Raw genomic sequence first — 17,157 nt, 5'->3', positions numbered from 1 at the left:
TCAAGCTACGCGCCCCCGCCCCGCGCGCCAGAGCCGTGGATCACAGGTCCCGCGATCCGTGCTGATCTTCGAAGCGCCGCGAACGCAGTCATCCTGAGGGAGCCGCCGCGCAGATCCTTCCCTTTGCAGGATCCATGGCGGCGGCCGAAGGACCTTGCCGGCAGAAGCGTGGGGTTGGATCAGTGCTCATGATTGTGCCCTGCGGCGGCGGAGGGAAGGTCCTTCGGTCGCGCGCAATTTCTTGTGTGGATTACGGTTCCACGTGGTGCGCTCCCTCAGGATGACGGTGCTCCTCTACAGGAGGCGAGCCCTGCGTCCGTATCACCCTTCTCCTGAACGGCGCCGTCTACGCCGACTGCAGGTTGCGGCGGTTGGATGGGGCCGCGGCAAGGCGGCGGGCGCGGTTGCGATCAAGCTCCGCCTTGAGGTTGGCGTAGACGGAGGGGTCAAAGGGGAGCATCACCTCGCGGATGCGGTTCAGGGGGCGGCGTACGGTGCGGGCGCCCATGTCGCGCATCAGGTCGTCTACGTAGTGAAAGGTAAAGGGGACGATGCAGGTGCCGCTGGCCACGCCGTTCGGCCGGTTCTCGCGCACCCACGTCCACCGCGCCTCCATCTCCCGCAGCACCGCCTTGCGCGGGGGGAGCCGCAGCTCGCCCATGAACCAGCGCGCCGCCCACCGCGCCCCGATCTCTGACGTGAGCTGGCTGTACAGGCTGCTGTTGTAGCCTACGAACGCCAGCCGCGGCACGTCCGGGTGCATCAGGTTGCGGTACAGGTGAAAGACGCACGCCTCGTCCTGCACCGTACGGCGGACGGACTCGTCCAGGAACGGCACCTCCTGCCGAAAGCCGGTGGCGAAGACGACCACGTCCGCGCGCACCCGCTTGCCGTTTTCCAGTTCCACCGCGCCGGCGTGCATGGCGCGGATGCCCGAGCGGTGCGTCTCGATCCGCTTGGCGCGGACCGCCTCGTAAAAGCCGTCGGTGGCCAGCCCCAGCATGCAGTTCACCAGCCGCTCGATGCGGTCGTCGGGCATCATCCCGCACTCGCCCAGGCGGTAGGTGGCGCGCAGCACCGCCTCTACGCCACGCCAGAACAGCCAGACCGCGGGCTTTCCGACGGTGTGCAGCACCTTCTCCATGCCGCGCAGCTCGCGGTCGCGGAACAGCATCTCGCTGAAGCGCGTGGTCAGCACGTACCGCAGCGGCACCAGCCCGGCGAACTTCTTGGGCATCTTCCAGCTCGCGCTTCGAAAGACCAGCGACGTGCGCTTCGCCGTCCCCAGCGCCGCCATCGCCGTGTCGCAGGCTGACTTGGCGCCGCCCACCACCACCACGTGCCGCCCGCGCACCTGCTCCACCGTGTTGAAGCGGGTGGAGTGCAGCACGGTGCCGCCCGCGGCGCGGAACGATGCCTCGCCCGGGACCTCCGGGACGGACGGCGTGCTGAAGGTGCCGTTGCAGACCGCCAGAAAGTCGAACGTCTCCGTCCGCGTGGTCTCGTCGTCCAGCGTGCGGAAGCGCACCGTCCACCCCTGGCCGCGCGGGGCCGCGTGCTCCACCGCGGTGCGAAAGCGCACGTGCTCCGTCACGCCAAAGTGGTCGGCGTAGGCGGCCAGGTACGCCTGTACCTGCTCGCCGGAGGGGAACTCCGGGTACGAGCGCGGCATGGGAAAGTCGGAGAAGGCGTAGGTGTCGCGGGGGTTCTGCGTGGTCACGCCCGGATAGCGCCGGGAGCGCGCCCACACGCCGCCTACCTCGTACTCCGTCTCGAACAGCGTGACCGAAAATCCTTCTTCCAGGAGCGTCTTGGCCGTCACCAGCCCGCTGATCCCCGCTCCAATGATCGCAACGCGCCGCATCTGTCCCTCCCGCGCCGAATGGTCCGCCTCTCCCTTCTTCGGCTGGAACGCCTCAGCCGCCACGTTTCGTACGGCTTTGGGATGAACGGTGATTCCCCTGTGACGAGCGGAGAGCCTGCGCCGGTGAGCCCCATGGAAGCGGGGAAGGTTGATGCAAGGCTGGGCTTGATGCGGCGTGGCGAGCTGTGGCGCGCCCCCATCCGGGCGGGCACCACCCGCCCACCTTCCCCCAAAAACCCCTGGGGGAAGGTTGATGCAAGGCGAGGCTTGATGCGGCGTGGCGAACCGTGGCGCGCCCCCATCCGGGCGGGCACCACCCGCCCACCTTCCCCCAAAACCCCTGGGGAAAGGTTGATGTAAGACCAGGTTGGCGTGGCGTGGTGTACTCTGGTGCTTGTCGCAGCGGGATCGAAGTCCACCTCCCCCAGGGTTTTTTGGGGGAGGTGCGAGCCTAAGCGAGTAAGGGGGCGCCCGGCGGCCGGCAGGATTTCAGTCGATGCGACGAGAGGTTTGGGCCACCATCCCACCCGTTCACCCGTTCACCCGTTCACCTCAATCCGGCGTCATCCGATCAAAGAAATCGCCCGGCGTAAAGCCCACCGGGTTCACCTCGTAGTAGCGTGCGCGCGCAAAGTGGTTGGTGGTGGGAAAGTACGGGGGCGGATCGGTAAAGGCGCAGGTGTCGTAGGTGTAGCGCTTCAGGTAGCCCGTACCGCCGGACGTGCCCACCCCGCCCCGCGTGCGCTGGATGATGCCGCCCGTAAGGAACAGGCAGCCGCGGCCAAAGAAGGACTGCTGGCACAGCTCCCCATTCACCGGCGCCCCGTCGAAGTTCTCTACCGTGAACGTGCTGAGCGTGAGCACCACCGCGTTGATGAACTCGCTGGGCGTGCTGTCGAAGCTGCGCCAGGTTTCGTTGTTGGCGTTGGTCAGCTTTTGCGGCGTGTTGAGCAGGTTGTCCGACACGACGATGTCGGCACCGCCAAACAGCCCCAGGATGTCGCCGCACGCGCTGCCCTCGCCGGCGTACACCACGTCGTCGGCGATGAAGATGTCTGCCGTGGCCGCCAGCGTCACTCGGCCGCGCAGCGTCCCGCTGACCGCCACCTTGCCGGTAACGTGGATGACGCCCTTGAAGTTGGGATTCAGGTTGCGGCTGAGCGGGAACAGAAAGTCCAGGTCGTCGCGCCCCGCCAGGCGGGGGTGGACGGACGTCAGCGCCGTCCCGCGGCGCACCCACTCGCCGCGTCCGTTGATGGCGGGCGCGAACTGCCCGTTGAACAGCGAGTCGCTGCCCCCCAGGTAGCAGCGCGCGCGCGCCGTGCGCAGCTTGTCGCGCCGCTCCGTGGCGTTGCCCGGCGTGTTGGCGATGGTGCGGAACACGTTGTTGTTGTCGTACCATCCGCAGTTTTCCGACGCCTCCCAGCCCAGGCCGTTGGCCTTGCCCATCAGGTAGCCGGGCTGGCCCGTGCTGCGGAAGACGCGGAAGAAGCCCTCGTCCTCGTCCACCCGGTTGTTGTCGTTCAGCTCGATGGTCATGAACTCGATGCGCAGCCGCGCCTCTACCGCCGTGCCGCCGTTGGGCGCCGTAAACGCGGTGCCGCCTTCCTGCGCGTAGCCGCGCAGGCGCGCCAGGTCCGCCACCGTGGGAAGGGGGATGGTGGCCGCGCGCTCCGTGTATCCCTCCGTGAAGGTGCCGTACTGCTTGCCGGTGATGGTCCCCGCCGTGGTTACCGCGCCGGGGCCGCGAAAGGTGGCGCGGGAGCTGTAGATCTGGATGCCGTCGTTGCTGTGCACCGGCCCCGAGATGATGTCGCCGCCGCCGAACGCGATGTTGCTGGGCTCCACGTCGGTAAAGTAGGCGTACTTGGCGAAGCTTTCCTGCGCCACGTCGCCGCGGCGCACCACCTTTGCGTTCCCCGCCTGCACCACGGAGACGATGCTGCCGAACACGCCGTACTGCCCCGACGTCTGCCCCACGGGGCCGGCGTAGGTCCAGCGCCGCACGCCGGTGATCGGGGCGCCCGCCGCGTCCTTGGGCGTGACGCCGTTCTCCAGCGTGGCGTACCCCTCCACCGGGTAGAGCGCGGGGTCGTGGTTCAGCCGGGCGCGGGCGATCTCCACCCCCGCGTCGGCCAGCGTTTCCAGGTCCGCGCGTTTGGATTCGTACGCCGTGATGAGTCCCGCGTTGCCCACCACCGCCACGGCGGCGCTGGCCAGGATCCCCACCGCCATCACCACCAGCAGCACCATCAGCAGCGCGTATCCGCCGCGCCCGCGCGCCGCGCCCGGAATGCAGTCCATGGTCGTCATCGTAAGCCTCAGGGAAACACGGTGGCGCTCACCTGCAGCGGCGACCGCGAGGGGGTGCAGTCCTGCGCCGCCAGGGCGTACTGGTACGAGTGGCCGGAAAGCACCGACTGGTCCACGTAGTTGTAGGATGCGAGCCCCGCGGGAATGCTCAGCAGCGGGTCGCCCCACTCCGTCGCGCCGTCCGTCCTTCGCCAGACGATGTAGCGCAGCACGTCGTTTTCGCCGGCCGTCTCGTCCACCGACGGGCCCCAGGTGATCGCCACCACGCGGGTGCCGTCGGGCATCACCACCACCTGCGCGCCGATCCCCGCGCCCTGCGGGTCGTCGCCGCAGATGCTGCGCACGGCCATCCCCGCGTTGGGAAGGCGGATGGTGCGCTCCATGGCGCGCTTCAGCTCGCCGGGCCCGGTTTCGCCGCTGGTGACGGTAAAGCGCACCCGCACGGCCCGTACGCTGTCGACCTTCGCCAGCCGTCCCGTGTCCTGGGGCGACGCGTGCACGGCGGCCGTGTGGCGCAGCGGCCCGCCGCCGGCGGAGACCAGCCGGGTGGGCGCGTCCAGCGGCACCTGCAGCACCATGTACTCGAAGAAATCCTTCCCCGCCGTCTTGAGAAGGCTGCGCGCCACCACCGCGGGGGCGCCGCCGTTCACCTGCCGGTAGAGGGCAAAGTCGTCGCCGCGGGGGGTGGTGGGGTCCGGCTGAAAGAAGAACGAAAGCGTTTCTGCCGGACTGTTGCTTCCGCTCTCCCGGTACGTGGTGTCGGGGTAGCTTACCGCCGTCATGGGGATGGTGAAGCGCGTGGCGCGGGTGGCCGCCTGCAGCTGCGCGGGCGGTGCGTCGCGCTCCAGGTAGACGGCGAACACGTCCGACGGGTCGTTGGTGGCGTAGTCTGCGTTGAAGGCCAGCACGTCGGGGCCGGCGTACACCAGCTGCGGCTGGTGGCCGGGGACGCCGGTGCCCATGGTGCGCACGTCCTTTTCCAGCGCGTTCACGGCGTAGCGGGCGTTCTGCGCCGTCGCCATCGCCACCGTGCCCCGGCTGAAGTTGCGCCCCTGCTGCGCCAGAAAGCCCACGGCCACCTGTACCACGATGGCGCCCACCAGCAGCGCGATCAGCACCTCGGGGATCGTCATGCCGGCGCGCGAGCCGGCCAGGCGTACAGGGCTCATGGGCTCGCGATCACCACGGTTCGGGAGACGGGCCTGGGCATCCGGGGGTGCGTCACCGTGACGGTGACGGTCTGGTAGGTGTTCCCCACCGACAGCTGGGTAGCGGTGAAGCGGGTGGTGCGCTGGAACCCGGGCGCGTCGGCGATGGTGGCCTCGTCGCCGCCGTAGCGCGTGGCCAGCGTGGCGTAGACCGGGTCCGCCTGCAGGGCGTGGATGCGGTCCAGGGCCAGCTGGTTGGCACGCAGGCGGGTCTCCTGCCGGCCCAGGTCGCGCACCATGCGGTCGGTCATGGTCGCGTGCGCCCCCAGGACCACAAATCCCAGGATCACCATCGCCACCAGCACCTCCAGCAGGGTAAAGCCGTCGTCCGCGCGGCGCCGCTGATTCATGTCGTCGTCTTCCATCAGAATCTCCGCTGCCAGGCAGAGCCGGTGTACCGCCACACCATCGCGCGCGCCGTGGCCCGGTCCACCAGCACCGCGCGCGTGGACGAGGCGGGGGGCGAGACGGCCGGGAGGGCGCTCAGGTACGCGCCGCCCTCTTCGCTGGCGCTCCCCGCGCGGTTGAAGGTCACCGCGCGCAGGCCGCCCTGCGTGCGGGTAAACGAGACGGGCTGCGACCCCAGCTGGGCCAGCGTTCCCGCGCTCCCGCGGCCAAACACCACGCCGCGCTCCAGCGGCTTCATCTGCACGGGCTCGCCGCTGTCCATGACGCCGTCGTTGTCCAGGTCAAAGTGCACCCGGAGCCGCCGCTGCGCCTGGTCAAACGCCACCACCACGTCGTGCTGGCCGCTGACGGCGGCGCGCTGGGCGGCCATCAGCTCGCTGGCCAGCGCCTGCACCCCCGCCTCCGTGCGCGTGGGCGACAGGTTGATCCGCGGCCCAGCCAGGGCAAGCAGGATCCCCATCAGCACCAGCACCAGCATCACCTCCACCAGCGAGTAGCCGGATCGGGGGCCAGGCGGTGGGCGCCGGGAGCCGCAAACGGGGGGAGGATGGGTCATGCGCGAGCGGATGTGACGGGTGGGGCTGCTCGATCGTCCGCGCGCGCGTGAGCTTCGCACGGCGCGTACGGCTCCCGCGCCGTTGCACGGGAAAGCCGGAAGCGGCTGAATCAGAAAGTATGGAAACAGGATAGTGCATTCGCGCGGCGGATGTCCAGCCCCTTGTCAATTTTCCGCTCAGATTACGACACCATTGCGAAGTGTCGATCAGAATTGTCCCCACGCTCACTGCCGAAAAGAGAGGCCCGAGCGTGGCTGATACGCTTGTTGGATGCAGCGCCAGTCAGCCCCAACCCAAGCGCATCGTACGTAATCCCGTGAGCGCTCCTCTGCGGACTTGCCCGCATGCGCTGGGTGGATCACCCGAAGCGTGTTGCAACACGCATATTCATACGTTTATCGTTGAATGTTTGTCTTAAGATTTGTGAGCGAATCCTTCTTCTCATCAGCCGCTAAAGCGCTGCCTCCCTCGACGTTGGGCGGGCAAAAACGAACAGGTTCACACGGAGTCAACGGGGTCAACGGTTTTCTCGTGCTGTGTCCTCAGCCGTCCGCATGGAGGATGAGGGGCTTCGCATCGTGATCCAGTCGACGAGGCACGAACGGGGGAGAGGCGTCGGAAACGGGAAGCAGATGGTATGCGGCAGGGGGCCATGTGAATTTTTTTTGGAGGGGATGCGGATCGGTGGATGGTCTGCGCAAACGCACGGGAGCACGCCGTCCGCACCACCTGATGCGCGATCTGGAGAACCATCGCTCTCTTCGATGATCGGGATGCGGAATGGATTCCGGGGCGATTACGGATCCGCATCCCCGGACAGGAAAGAGCCCCGCACCGGTCGCAGGTGCAGGGCTCTTCGTTCATGGACGGAGCGTCGATGTCGGACGATTTCGCGCGAGCGGCTACGGGGCCGCCCCGCCGTCCGTGCCGCAGCCGGCGAAGCGGGCGAGGCCTCCCCCGCCGGGCGCGGCGAACCAGGGCGCGTCGGGATCCGCTTCTTCGCCCGGCGCCGCCGTGTCTACCCAGGCCCGCTTGAGCACCTCAGGGTTCTCGGTGATCCCGCGGGCGCGGCTCCAGCCCAGCAGAATGCCCCGGATGCGCGCGTCGGCCGCGGCGTTCAGCAGCGCGCGCACCGCGGCCTCGCCGTCGTGCACGGGGGAGAGGAAGGGGTTGGCGCACACCAGGGCGGCGCGCGTGCGCAGCGCCTGCTCGCGCCGCCCTTGCACCTGGGCGATGCGCGCGCGCACGTGCGGCCCCAGCTGCGAGCGGTCCAGCAGGCCCAGCCCGGTGGCGTGCGGCTCGTCCGGGCCAGCGTCGCCCGCGCCGCCGGCCACCTCGGCCGCCAGCGCCAGCGGCCCGGGCGTGCGACGGCTCCATCGCGCCCGGAACGTCGCGTCCTGCCCCGGCGCGAGCGGCGCCGCCTCCATCAGCAGCGGAAGAAACGCGTCTACCGCCGCGCCTCGGGCGTCCGGCGCCAGCGCGGTGCCGTGGCCCGTGAGCACGTCGTCCTGCAGCGAGCTCAGGTAGCCGTTGCTGCGCCCGCGCGCCGCCAGCATGGCCGTGGCGTAGCCGTCGAACAGCCGGGCGAACGTTTCCGCCGGGCGCGCCTCGTACCGCCGGCGCTGCTCGGCGCCGCCCAGCATGTTGGGCACCGGGGCCAGGGGAAGCGCGCGCACGGCCGCCGCGAACCGGTCGGCGGCGTCGCGCCGCAGCGCCAGGTCCGTGGCGTACGAGCCGCGCGTGCGGTAGCGCCGCACCCCCAGCGCCCAGTCCACGTCGTGCGCCACCTCGTGCGCAATGCTGCCGGGGCCGGTGCCGGGCGGCAGGTGGATCGCGCGGTTGTACGGGTCGTGGATGGCCACCGCGGCCCCCTCGCGCCCCGTGCTTCCAAAGCGGATGGTGAGCCCCTGCACGTCCAGCCCTGGAAGCACCGACTCCAGGTCCGCCAGCGCGTGGTCCAGCAGCCGGCGGTAGTAGGGGCGCCAGTGCGGGGGCACGTCGCCGTCGAACTCCACCGCCTTGAGTCCATACGCCCGCTTCAGGTCCGCCGTGGACGGCGCCGGAAAGCCCGGGTGCCACACCGCCTCCTGCGCGTACGCCCGCAGCGCGACCGCCGCCTCCACCTGCATTACCGCCAGGTGGTGGGTGCGCGCGCCCTTTGGCAGCCGCGCCAGCTCCGCGACAAAGCCTTCTTCACTCGCGCCCGACCGCAGCAGCCGCGGCATCGCGCCGTCCCCATCCCCTGTAGCCAGCAGCGCCGGCCGGTAGCGGTCCAGGGTGATGCGGATGGGCGCGCTGGGCGGCGGCGCCTGCCTGCGCACCAGGGCGGAGAGCCGCCGCGCCGCCGCGGGGGAAAGGAACGGCTCCTCGAAGGCAGGGGAGGGCGCGAACGCAACCTCCTGGGGCGCGGCGGCGGCGCGGACGGCGCGGGCCAGCGGCAGCGCCCGCGCGGAAGCGAGCACGTCCAGATACGGCGGCCGCTCCGCGCCCGTAGGCGCCTCCACCTGCAGCCGGCGGGCGGCGCGCCACTCGCGCACCAGCACCAGCGGGTGGCGCCCCGTGCGGCCGGACTCTTCCAGCAGCATCCGGGCGTCGCCGCGCGCCAGCACCCGGTCCCGCACCAGCGCGGCGGCCTCGGCGGCCAGCGTGGGCGCGGTGGGGCCCACGGCCTTCTCCGCCAGCGCCACCCCGTACGCCGCGCGTACGGCCAACTCGCCCACGCGCGCGTCGTCCGCGGACGCGACGGCGGCCTCGACTAGGGCCAGGTGGCGGAGTGCCGCCTGGCGCGTGCGGCCGGCCGCGTCCACGCCGGCGGGCGCCAACGCCATCGGGTCCACGGCGTAGCTCCGTCCCTCCGCGGTGGCGTGCAGCAGCGCCCCGGCGACGCGCGTGCGTGTGCGCGGCGGGAGACGCGGGTCCTGCAGCGCGTAGTCCATCAGCCGGAAGGGGCTGCCCATCCCCAGCCGCAGCCGCTCCAGGTATCCCAGCGCCACCAGCTCGTCCGGCGCCAGCGATTCCGCCTGCCGCGCCCGCAGCCCCTGGGCCCAATTCGATGCCTGCTCCAGCTCCGCCGCGGCCGCGGGAGGTGGCGGCGGGGTACGCCGCGATGGCCCGCACCCGGCCAGGGCGGCGAGCAGCAGCGCCAGCGTACAGCGCAGAAGAAGCGGGCGGCGGCGCCGCGAGGACGTGCCGGACAGAAGCACCCCATTCGCTGGATGTGGATGCGCCTCATCGGGTTACGACGTGAGGCCGTACAGGGTCGTACGGCTTCGCGGGCCTGCAGGTTCCGGTTCGGGGGCAGCGCCCGATGGAAACGGCGAGCACGATGTGGATCGAAACCGTCCTGAGGAGCGGGGATTGACGCCCGGGGAGATAAACGTGGCCAGCGCCCGGTGTTCTGGATCGCGGGCACGAAAAAGCCCCGCGCCGGGAGGTGGGCGCGGGGCTTTTTCATTCGGTTTGTCGAGCGACGCTTGGAAGTGCGCGAGGGTTGATTTACCGCGCTTGAGGATCTGCCCCCCCGATGATGCAGCTGTACGTCCGGATGCCGGTTCTGGCCTGCGGTTCGAGGCGCTCGCTCTTTGGGTCCAGCATTGGATAAACTGCGTTCTGCAGGCCCAGCACATTGATGGGACAGATTGCATTCCCTTTCGGCTCCACCTTCGAAGGACGCGGCCGCTGGCTGTCAGGCACCTCGATAAGTCCGTAGAGTTTGTCCAGATGTCGGTTGATCTCTGCCGTGTCGACTTGCGTCGATCCCACGTCCACCGGTAACCCGCCAGCGGGTGCTTTGGCCTCCAGAAGCGCCGCGAATTCCTTCGTGGGGACATGAACAATCAACAGTTCGATCCTTCCCTGCTGCGCACGGAGAGTGTCCCTCCTGACGGGAGAGCCTCCACGACGCTCTAGAACGAGTTGTGTCCCGGGAAAATTGGGGATCACCCAGGTAAGCGTGTTGGCGGGCTCGATCACGTCCACAGGCTCGCCGGGGGGATGTGGATCGATGGTCCACCGGGCCAGCGCGCAAGGTTCCGTCGCTGATCCCGAAAGCAGCGTGGCCCGTGCTCGGCTTTTGGCCTCAACCTTTCCGGCTTCCCCTTTCTTGCCACCGGAGTTGCGCGTAACACTCACCACGTGGGGAGTGGCGCCATGCGGAGTGTTGGACTGCACACCGATCGGCAGTAGCGTCGAGTTTTCCAGACTCACGAAGCAGATTCCAAGATACGGATTGTACCCGTCGCAGTTCTTGTTGTCGGACTTGAATCCGACGTACGCTACGTGGTCCTTGGCGTCTTTGGGCATGAACAGCCCGGTCCCCGCCGGGTTGCTGACCGGGAGCATGAGGATAAGCCCGGTCAGACCGATGGAGATTGTGGACGTCTGCTCCGGCGTAGTCGCCCGACCGGCCGGGTTCTGATTCGAAGAATCATCGGCAACGGGTGCCTCTGGGTCATCTCCACCCCCCTTGCATGCGCCGAGCAGGAAGGATGTAAGGAGCGTGGCGGATACTGCGGCGCGGCGAAGTGTGGCGTACGGCATCATCATCCTTGGTTCAGGAGCGGTTCTGCGCGGAGCGGATCTGCGGGTCATTAGGAGGGATCACTGCAGTGTTTTCCACCCGCGACCGGCACTCGGACTCGGGCGTGGTGACGAGGTGTGATGTAAACATGGACGTGGGCATCTCTTTATGCGACGGGTGCCCTACCTTCCCGCGTAGCGGAAGGCCGCCCATGAGGCGGGGGAGCGCAGGGCCGGATCGGCGGAGTGCAGCAGCGCGAGTTGCGCTCGGCGCAGGGCAGCGGGACCGCCGGTATCGCGGGCAAATGCGCGGTGGAACTCGGCCATCAGTGCGGCGGTAGCCCGGTCGTCCACGTCCCAGGTGCTCGCCACGGTACCCTGGGCCCCGGCCGCGAGAAACGCCCCCGCCAGGCCGGTGTAGCCGCCCGCACGGCTCCTTCCTCCACGCACGGTGCGGCACGCGGAAAGCACCACCAGCCGCACGTGCCGCAGGTCCAGCGCGACCAGTTCGGCGGCAGTGATTCGCCCCGCAACTGACCCTGCCGGCGCCAGCACCAAGTGTGAGCGCTCGGGCCGCTCATCGTCGAATACGGCGTGGCCGGCAAAGTGGGCCACGCCTGACCCGGCGAGCGCGGACTCCAGCGCCGCGCGCGTGGCCGTCCGTCCCTCCAGCACCGTCGCGCCCGGGTAGCCCGGGGCGATGGCCTGTACCTCTGCCCGCGCGTGGCGCAAGGGCTCTAGCAGCGGATGCTCGCGCGCGTCGAAGCCGGGGTCCGCGATCAGCAGTACCCCGTCCGCCGGGGCCTGCGCTGGCCGGCGCCGCGCTTCGCTGAGGCTCACCGCGAAGCGCAGCGCGTGGTCCTGCAGCAGGTAGCGGCCCCGGCGCGCATCAAAGAGCGCGGGGAACGGGACCGCGGCGATCTCCCCGTCGGCGATGATCACCACCGGCGTCTCCACGCCGCCAAGACGTCCCTCCACCGGCCGCACCAGCCACTCGTACAGTTCCGAGAGCGCCGGCCGGACCTCCGCCTCGCCGGTGCGGCCCTGCAGCCGCTCCTCCAGTGTGGCGAGCGTCCGCGTCAGCCGGACGGTGTCAATCACGGTGCGGGAAACCTGCACCGTCTGCCCAGCGACCGTCCAGGCGAGCAGCGTGTCCGCGATACGCGCGTACTCCACGACCACCTCGCCCGGTGGTGACCGCACCGCCTCCGTCCGCGCCTCCACGGCCCGTCCGGTGGGAGTGAGCGAGGCACGCGCACGGTCCATGTAGTCCAGCGCATCGACCACGCGCCCCTCAGCCAGTTTGAGCAGGACCAGCCGGTCCACCACCCCGCGCGCCGCCTCGAACACCGCGGCGCGGCGGGGCTCTACGCGGATCGAGTCGCGCCGCCGGTCTAGCAGCGTGACCGCCGCCTCCAGCCGCCGCACCGCACCCGCGGCGTCGCCCGCCAGCAGCCGCGCCTCGGCACCCTGCACCAGCGCGGGCAGGGTGAGGAGCGGGATGTGCGCGAAGAAGGCCGCAGCCGAATCCAGCGCCCCGCTTGCGCCCTGCGGATCGCTGCGCAGCGACACGACGGCTTCGGCGCGCAGCATCTCTGTGTGAATCCACTCACGGGCCTGTGAATCGGCGATCGCACTCAACACGCCGTGCACTGCCCGGATGTCCTCCCGTGCCCGCCCGTGCGCCGTGGCGGCTGCCAACAGCCGCGCCCGCGCGAGCCGTGCCTCGGACGCGAACAGCGGATTGCCGCTCCGCATGGCGACGGCAACCCCTTCGTCCTGCAGGCGGATGGCGGCGCGCAGGAGGCCATCGTCTGCTGTCTTCTCCGCGGCTCCCAGCAGCAGGTTGTGCAGGCGCACCGACCCACGGTCGCGCCGCAGCCGATCCAACGCGCGGTGCAGGGCGACGTATGCTGAGTCCGGCTCGCCGAAGACGAAGTGCGCGTCGGCGATGGTGGCCAGCGCCGCACCCTCGTTCTGCCCTTCGCCGGCCAAAGCGAAGAGGCGTGCGGATGCGAGCGCGAGCTGCAGTCCGCGTTCCCACCCGTCGCCTCCCGCCATGGTCTGGCCCAGCAGCGACCGCGCCCGGCCCACCAGCGCGGGATGCCGCGACGAATCGGCCCTGGCGACCTCTCCCCAGATGCGTTTCGCCTCGTCTACCTGGCCGGACTGGTGCAGCACGGCTGCCTGGTGAACCCGAGCCCATTGCCGCAAAACCGGCGACGCGCCCGCGGCTTCGGCAGCCGCGGCGAACCGCGACCGTGCGCCGGTGAGGTCTGCCGCAAGGAACGCCGCCCGGCCCGCCGCGTACTCGCGATGCGCGCGGGCCAGCGTCCGGAGAGCGATCGGGTTGGCCTCAGCGGCCCGGATGGCGAGCACCGCGTCGGTCAGGCCGGCGTCGCAGCCGGGGCGCCGCGCGACCGCCTTGCTGAGCGCGGTGGCGCGGTCAAGGGCCTTGGTCGCGAGTGAGGAGTCCGCGGCGGCGACCGCGACTCCCCATGCGCCCAGAAGCCGGTCCATGCCGAGTTCGCGCGCGCCCTGCGGGTCTGCAGCGGCGTACGCGCCATAGGTATCCCGGGGAGCATCCTCCGCGGGTGGTGACGGCCGCGCCGCAAGTTGCTGGAGCCGCGCCAGCCGCCGGCGGGCCTCGTCAGCCCACCCGGAGGCTGAATCCACAGCCAGATAGGCGCGCCAGGCGCGTCTCGACTCATCCACCAGGCCGAAGCGGTCCAGCGCAAGGGCCGCGTTGTACAACGCACCAGAGTCGCGTGGGTCGTGCCGGAGCGCGTCCTCCGCTGTTCCGTATGCCTGCAGAAGGTCGCGTGGAGCCTGCGTGCGCTCGGCACGGACGATCAGTGCGGCGGCCAGGTCGGCGAGCACGGGCGCGGGGTGGTCCACCCGTGCCGCCAAGCGCCGCAATGAGGTGATGGACCGGTCCAGCGCGACTCCGCGCGCGTCGGCGACGACGAGGTCCAGAATGGCGAGGGTGTGCAGCGCCTGCGGGTCGGCTCCCGCCTTCAGGGCCTCGCGCGCGACTTCCGTCAGGTAGCGCGAGTCGGGTTTTTCAGGCGCGGGGCAGCTGGCGCGCGTGATGGTGCCGGCCTGCGGCTGCTGCTCGGAGCAGGCGCGGAACGAGGAAGCGAGGGAGAGGCGTGGCGCGATCCCATGCACGCCTTCCAGAGCCGCCGACAACTGGGGAGAGCCGGATGCCTCGCGGCAGCTGGCCGACACCCAGGCAATCGCAAACAAGGCCGCTGCCCTTCGCGTGCGGGTGGACGCCCGGGAGCGGTACGTCCCGCCCGATCCAGACAAGGGAAGAAGTGCAGTGGCAGTTGGACCGGTGGGACGCACGCACGGCTCTTGAGTAGCAGGCTTGTGGCAGATCGAGACGGAATGCAAGGTGCTGCGGGAGCAGGGAAAAACACAAGGGAAACGTGCGTCTTCTTCGGCTCAGCCATTATAAATACGATTAAGCAGTTATCGGCCTGCGTACTTCCCCATAGGGGCGCACGTCACACCTGCAACTGTGGGTCGCTTGCCCTGAGCGGCCGGTGCGCCGGTGAATCACGCTGTGATACCGTTTCTCACAGTTCGCACTCGTGGCGAATGCGGGTGAGTACCCAGCTGCACCTCCAGAACGGGAGATTTCACACGGGGTCAACGGTAAAGATCAAACCGTTGACCCCGTTGTCCCCGTGTGAAACAAGTCTTTCCATAATCGAGGTCGAATGCACAATAATCAGCAAATCAGGTATGACTCTGGGTCGCGGAGCAGGGGACGCGAAAAAGCCCCGCGCCGGGAGGTGGGCGCGGGGCTTTGGGCTTGCGGTCGATCCAGGCGACGCGGGTCAGTCCGGGAAGGTGATGTTTCCACCCAGTTCCGGGCGTCCGCCCGTCATCAGGTCCACCATCGCCTCCATCTCGGCCCCGATCACGTCCAGCCGGTGCAGCACCGAGCGGGAGTGGCCGTAGTCAAAGTAGAGCGTCACCGCGTCCTCGTGGGCCGGGTTGAACGCGATGATGGTCTGGTCCAGCCTGGAATGCAGGTCGTTCACGATCACGCTGACGGCGTGGCGCACGCGGCGCTGGTCGTCGAGCGTATCGATGCTGAAGTCACCGGTCAGGCGCGGCAGCAGCATCTCCACCTTGGCCACACCCTCCGCCGGCGCCGATACGGCACCCGCGGACGCGGCCTCGGCGGCGGACACCACCGTTTCGCCGGCTGATGCCAGCGCGCGCAGCTCTTCGAAGTTGCAGTGAAGAATCATCGGGACCTCCCTCCCGGGGCTCTTGCTCTCGCGCGGAAGCAAAGCAATCGCCGGGCCACAATCGGCCCGTATGCCAAGCCCTTCCGCTACCCATACTTACGCCGGCGAACGCTTTTTGTTTCAACAAAGACCCCCCGCAGGGTGTTACACGGGTGGGCATTCCGCGGGGCGTCGGCTCCCCGGTCGGCGGAAAGGTCCGCCAGCGGGAGGTGTGGGTGAGCACCGGAACATGGTGCGGTGTTCCTACAATTGCACCACAAGATATGGGCGCGCAAGAGTCTCGTCGCTCATCCGCCCGCCGCGATCCGTTCCCACGCCCGCCGCGCCCGCCGCGCCGCCTCGTCCGCCGAGTCGGCCAGCACCGTCAGGTGCCCCATCTTGCGGCCGGCGCGGGCCTCGTGCTTTCCGTACAGGTGCAGCGCCGTCCCCGGAATCTCCAGCGCCCGCGCCACCCCCGCCCGGCCCAGCCCCGTCCCCGCGTCCTCACCCATCAGGTTCACCATCGCGGCGGGGCGCAGCAGGGCGGGATCCCCCAGCGGCAGCCCGCAGACGGCGCGCAGCTGCTGCTCGAACTGGCTTACCCCGCACGCTTCCCAGGTGTGGTGGCCACTGTTGTGGGGGCGCGGGGCGATCTCGTTCATCAAGATCCGCCCGTCCGCATCCACGAACATCTCCACCGCCAGCAGGCCCACGACGCCCAGCCCCTCCGCCAGCGCCGTAGCTACCCGCCGCGCTTCCTCCGCGATCTCGTCCGGCACCCGCGCAGGCGCCACCGTCAGGTGCAGGATGCCGCGGCGGTGCTCGTTCTCCGACACCGGAAAGCAGGCCGTCTGCCCAGACGCGGAGCGCGCGCAGATCACGCTCACCTCCATCCAGAACGGCACCCTGGCTTCCAGGATGAAGTCGTCGCCCTCGCGGGACAGCTCTTCCCAGGCGGCGCCGGCTTCCGCGGCGTCGCGGATGGTCGCCTGGCCCTTGCCATCGTACCCCATCCGCGCGGTCTTGAGGATGGCGGGCGCGCCGATCTCCGCCAGCGCCGCCTCGAGCTCCTCCTTCGACCGCACCGCGCGGTACTCCGCCGTCAGCACGCCGAGCCTGCGCGCGGCGTCTTTTTCCCGCACGCGGTGCTGTGCTACCTCCAGAACGTCCGGGGAGGGGTGGATTTGCACGTGCTCGCCCATCGCGCGCAGCGTGGACACGTCCGCGTTCTCCCACTCCAGCGTGACGACGTCGCTGCGGCGGGCCAGCTCCAGGCACGCGTTCAGGTCCTCGAACGGCGCGCGGATGTGGTGGTCGCAGAACTGCGCGGCCGGCGTGTCCGTGCCGGGATCCAGCACGATGAGCCGGTACCCCATCCGCCGCGCCTCCAGGGCGAACATCCGCCCCAGCTGGCCGCCGCCCACCATGCCGATGGTGGCGCCCGGCAGCAGGGGCGCCGCGATGCGATGGTCGGTCACGTCGCCGGCTCCGGCCGCAGGGCGTCTTCGGCCATCCGTTCCGCGTACGCCCGCAGCCGCCCGCGCATCTCCGCGTCGCGGCTGCCGATGATCCGCGCCGCCAGCAGCCCCGCGTTGGCCGCCCCCGCCTTGCCGATCGCCACCGTGGCGACGGGCACCCCCTTCGGCATCTGCACGATGGAAAGGAGCGAGTCCAGCCCGTTGAGCGTCGACGAAAGGACGGGGACGCCAATGACGGGGAGGACCGTTTTGGCGGCGGTCATCCCCGGCAGGTGCGCCGCGCCCCCCGCGCCCGCGATGATGACCTCGATGCCGCGCCCCTCCGCCGCTTCGGCGTAGCGGAACATGCGGTCGGGGGTGCGGTGCGCCGAGACGATCTCCATCTCGTACGCGATCCCCAGCTCGTCGAGGACGCGGGCGGCCTCCTGCATGGTTTCGCGGTCCGAGCGGCTGCCCATGATGATGCCGACGCGCGGCTTGTTTTCGCTCACCTGACTGTCTGTACGGGCGTGCGGGGTGGGGTGGATTGGGTTCGGGGCGGCAATGTACTGTAACGTAGGCTAC

At 69.8% G+C, this 17,157-nt stretch carries 11 protein-coding genes; all 11 read right to left on the bottom strand.

Going from position 1 to position 17,157, the window contains the following annotated elements; genetic code table 11:
* Window positions 1-346: 346 nt before the first annotated feature.
* A complete protein-coding gene (locus ACOJUJ_RS07570; RefSeq protein WP_420126251.1) occupies window positions 347-1,864 on the bottom strand; it encodes a flavin-containing monooxygenase in 1,518 nt (505 codons plus the stop codon).
* A 552-nt stretch (window positions 1,865-2,416) separates the two neighbouring features.
* Window positions 2,417-4,177 (bottom strand): hypothetical protein, encoded by a 1,761-nt coding sequence (locus ACOJUJ_RS07565; protein WP_420126250.1) that lies wholly within the window; start codon window positions 4,175-4,177, stop codon window positions 2,417-2,419.
* Between the two features lie 8 nt (window positions 4,178-4,185).
* Window positions 4,186-5,346 carry a hypothetical protein gene (locus tag ACOJUJ_RS07560; RefSeq protein WP_420126249.1) on the bottom strand — a complete coding sequence of 387 codons (1,161 nt, stop codon included), beginning with the start codon at window positions 5,344-5,346 and terminating at the stop codon, window positions 4,186-4,188.
* Entirely contained in the window at window positions 5,343-5,750 is a 408-nt protein-coding gene (locus ACOJUJ_RS07555; RefSeq protein WP_420126248.1) for a type IV pilus modification PilV family protein, read from the bottom strand. The genes ACOJUJ_RS07560 and ACOJUJ_RS07555 overlap by 4 nt, the downstream gene beginning before the upstream one ends.
* The gene (locus ACOJUJ_RS07550; protein ID WP_420126247.1) at window positions 5,750-6,349 is read right to left on the bottom strand and encodes a prepilin-type N-terminal cleavage/methylation domain-containing protein; all 600 of its coding nucleotides are present in this window, start codon (window positions 6,347-6,349) and stop codon (window positions 5,750-5,752) included. The genes ACOJUJ_RS07555 and ACOJUJ_RS07550 overlap by 1 nt, the downstream gene beginning before the upstream one ends.
* Before the next feature lie 903 nt (window positions 6,350-7,252).
* Window positions 7,253-9,553: a hypothetical protein gene (locus ACOJUJ_RS07545; RefSeq protein WP_420126246.1), complete on the bottom strand. Its 2,301-nt coding sequence runs from the start codon at window positions 9,551-9,553 to the stop codon at window positions 7,253-7,255.
* Window positions 9,554-9,845: 292 nt separating this feature from the next.
* On the bottom strand, window positions 9,846-10,889 hold the full coding sequence (locus ACOJUJ_RS07540; protein ID WP_420126245.1) for a hypothetical protein: 1,044 nt from the start codon (window positions 10,887-10,889) through the stop codon (window positions 9,846-9,848).
* 162 nt (window positions 10,890-11,051) lie between these two features.
* A complete protein-coding gene (locus tag ACOJUJ_RS07535) occupies window positions 11,052-14,117 on the bottom strand; it encodes a CHAT domain-containing protein (RefSeq protein WP_420126244.1) in 3,066 nt (1,021 codons plus the stop codon).
* Between the two features lie 599 nt (window positions 14,118-14,716).
* Entirely contained in the window at window positions 14,717-15,136 is a 420-nt protein-coding gene (locus ACOJUJ_RS07530) for a hypothetical protein (protein WP_420126243.1), read from the bottom strand.
* Window positions 15,137-15,423: 287 nt separating this feature from the next.
* Window positions 15,424-16,593, bottom strand: coding sequence for a 5-(carboxyamino)imidazole ribonucleotide synthase (locus ACOJUJ_RS07525; protein WP_420126242.1), 1,170 nt, complete (start codon window positions 16,591-16,593; stop codon window positions 15,424-15,426).
* The gene (purE, locus tag ACOJUJ_RS07520) at window positions 16,590-17,051 is read right to left on the bottom strand and encodes a 5-(carboxyamino)imidazole ribonucleotide mutase (protein ID WP_420126272.1); all 462 of its coding nucleotides are present in this window, start codon (window positions 17,049-17,051) and stop codon (window positions 16,590-16,592) included. Before purE ends, ACOJUJ_RS07525 begins: the two co-directional genes overlap by 4 nt.
* Window positions 17,052-17,157: the final 106 nt, after the last annotated feature.

It is taken from the genome of Longimicrobium sp. (assembly GCF_048594345.1).
GTDB lineage: Bacteria > Gemmatimonadota > Gemmatimonadetes > Longimicrobiales > Longimicrobiaceae > Longimicrobium.
Note: the sequence above shows the minus strand (reverse complement) of the source record. Positions and strands in the feature narration are given on the sequence as shown.

What these genes read in the sequence shown, in the direction of transcription:
- ACOJUJ_RS07540 (WP_420126245.1), bottom strand. Translation starts at nt 10,889, where the DNA reads ATGCCGTACGCCACACTTCGCCGCGCCGCAGTATCCGCCACGCTCCTT.
- ACOJUJ_RS07555 (WP_420126248.1), bottom strand. Translation starts at nt 5,750, where the DNA reads ATGGAAGACGACGACATGAATCAGCGGCGCCGCGCGGACGACGGCTTT.
- ACOJUJ_RS07550 (WP_420126247.1), bottom strand. Translation starts at nt 6,349, where the DNA reads ATGACCCATCCTCCCCCCGTTTGCGGCTCCCGGCGCCCACCGCCTGGC.
- ACOJUJ_RS07565 (WP_420126250.1), bottom strand. Translation starts at nt 4,177, where the DNA reads ATGACGACCATGGACTGCATTCCGGGCGCGGCGCGCGGGCGCGGCGGA.
- ACOJUJ_RS07560 (WP_420126249.1), bottom strand. Translation starts at nt 5,346, where the DNA reads ATGAGCCCTGTACGCCTGGCCGGCTCGCGCGCCGGCATGACGATCCCC.
- ACOJUJ_RS07570 (WP_420126251.1), bottom strand. Translation starts at nt 1,864, where the DNA reads ATGCGGCGCGTTGCGATCATTGGAGCGGGGATCAGCGGGCTGGTGACG.
- purE (WP_420126272.1), bottom strand. Translation starts at nt 17,051, where the DNA reads ATGGGCAGCCGCTCGGACCGCGAAACCATGCAGGAGGCCGCCCGCGTC.
- ACOJUJ_RS07530 (WP_420126243.1), bottom strand. Translation starts at nt 15,136, where the DNA reads ATGATTCTTCACTGCAACTTCGAAGAGCTGCGCGCGCTGGCATCAGCC.